We start from the raw sequence: 2,453 nt of genomic DNA on the forward strand, positions 1-2,453 counted from the left end.
GATATGTATTGGTATAAAGGCGCGGGGTAATATTGAGTTGATTTTTCGTTCTGAGTCAATCTAGAGTTGGACTTTTTTATTAATATTAAAATATTCCTAATTGTGATTTTTCTCCCCCAGTGAACATAAATAGACAGTGAATTTTTATATTGTAGATATAACGTTGAAGGTGTTTGGTTGTAATTCCGCCAATTATTAAAAATGCGCCTGTCTAGCTTTTATGTGTCTGCCTGTCTAGCTTTTATGTGTCTGTCCAATTTTTCTTTTTTTCAGTCATTTTTTTTGTCAAATATTTCTCTTTTAGCCAGTTTGATTTTTTATTGCGAATGGAACAGTCCTGAGAGTAAAGGTTCAACCTGTAAATATTTTGCGGGGTGTCTTAGGCTTAAAATAAAGGGGCTCTATAACTGCCATTCAATCTTAATTATATCTTTGAGGTTGCGAGGGAATATAACTGAAAAGGCATTAATAAATAAAATGGAATAATCAACGTGATTTAATTTCATTTTATTACCTTTATTGTGGAAATTAGTGGATGTTAGGGATGTAAATCTAATATCATCTAGCTGTACTTGTATGGAAAAAAGCCAATTCTACTACTTTCCGTACTCTCAGCGTTGAACATTCAAGCGGCGATGGCGCATAGTACAGGGTTTTATGCAGATAAAGATAACAACCAAGTACTGACGTTTGAGCCTCAATCGATGAAAATCAAAGAAGTCATCAACTCAATAGGGGATAGCCCATATCCTATCGACAAAGCTGGCGATGGACAGGTCTATGTGACTACCAGAAACACGCAATCTTTGGATGTAATTTCTAGCCAAACGTTAGAAATAGGTGGTGTGATCCCCCTAAACCACTTTCCTCGTTCTGTAACTTATAATAAAAGTAAAAAGTTGGCAGCTGTATCGGGTACCAAAAAAGCGGTAACAAGCATCATTGATACAACGAGCAACGAAGTGATTGCAACGGTTGGTAACGAAACTACGCTAACAGTCAATGACTTTGGTGGAGGCCTAGCCACCGGGCATCCATTTTGGGTAAGTGAAACACAGTTTTTGATTTTGGACAGAGCTCGCAGAACATTAGAGCTCTATGAAGTTGGGATTGAACAAGACAGTTTTGTTATTTCGCATAAATATACACTAGCTACACCTACTTCTGTGCATCATATAATGTCTACACCTAATGCAACTGGCTGGAATAAAAATGTCTTCTATGCGGTATTGGAAGGCTCACCAAAAAATGGTGTAGCGCCAGGTATTATGGCATTTGAACTATCTGATAATAAACTGTATCAAAAGCAGATTAAACATATGCCAACTACGGCTACAAATGTTGAGACAATGGGTGCACATCACGCTTCTTTTCACCCCGATGGCGTTCATATTTATTTAGGATCAAACGAAGGCACAACCTTTGTCATTAATAGCGTATCAATGGAAGTAATTTCCACTATCGAAACGGGTAAAGGCAATGGTCATACAACAATGATCCCAGGTCGTATGTTGGCAGTGTCAACCAACCACACTGATACTTATATGACGGTGATAGATTTAAATACACACAAAAAGGTGACAGATATTGAGGTGAGCCCGCCAGCTTCTTCAAAAAGCCGAAAAACTCAGTCGCATACATCTTCTTTTGATCCAAAAAATGATAGATATTTTTATACAGCTGCGAGTGACGATGGTCGAATTCTTGAAATTGACTTAGACACGTTCACTATTTCGCGTGAGATTGAGATGTCTGGTAGTTACCCGATTCAGGGGACTTTTGTTTGGTAACACCAAAAAGGCGTAATTAAACATAATACATGGGCACCGTAAATGTAAGACTGTGTGCCCTTTAATCTTTTTAGATTAAATGTTCGTAGCAATATTTTCTCATGAAACGTGGGCTATGGTAGCTCCATACTCTTCTGAGCTTTTAACGATATTTAATTCCGTAAAATATAAGAAAGTTAATAATGCGAATGATGTGCATAGGAATTTAATAAAGGCTATTCGTCAAGGCAGCTTCAGCGCTTAAATTAATACCAATTTCTAATCTATAGCTAATTGCATCAATAGTAATAAAAAACCACCTTTGCTAGCTATAAATACATGTTGACATATGTTACGTTCATTTTTTAAAAACTCTAGGCTTGTCTTCAGCAGTACTCATCAGCTTAATAATGGGAATTGATATGTACGAAATTCTGATAATTTTAATTGCTGTAATTTTAACAGGTGTACATTTTTTCCTTAAATTATCGGCAGAAAGCCGAAGACACAAAGCCATATATTTTGTTCAGTTTTTCGCACTATACACAAGCTTTTCAATTACTGAACACTTTTTTGAAAAAACTGACGGTCAGTTTGTTATAGGTGCTTTGGGTTTCCTCCTGTTTATTGTTAACTTATTGCTCATGGTTTCTAAGAGGAAAAACTAAATGTGGTGTATAAGAG

General features: G+C 36.4%; 1 protein-coding gene. It reads left to right on the top strand.

The window, feature by feature from the left end; translation table 11 throughout:
• The first annotated feature begins 635 nt into the window (after window positions 1-635).
• Window positions 636-1,790: a hypothetical protein gene (locus MHN81_RS27895; protein ID WP_239427370.1), complete on the top strand. Its 1,155-nt coding sequence runs from the start codon at window positions 636-638 to the stop codon at window positions 1,788-1,790.
• Window positions 1,791-2,453: the final 663 nt, after the last annotated feature.

Source organism: Pseudoalteromonas sp. Of7M-16, from assembly GCF_022347805.1.
GTDB classification, from domain to species: Bacteria; Pseudomonadota; Gammaproteobacteria; order Enterobacterales; family Alteromonadaceae; genus Pseudoalteromonas; species Pseudoalteromonas luteoviolacea_F.

Bases quoted from the DNA above. Each gene is read 5' to 3' on its own strand.
- MHN81_RS27895 (WP_239427370.1), top strand. From the start codon at position 636: ATGGCGCATAGTACAGGGTTTTATGCAGATAAAGATAACAACCAAGTA.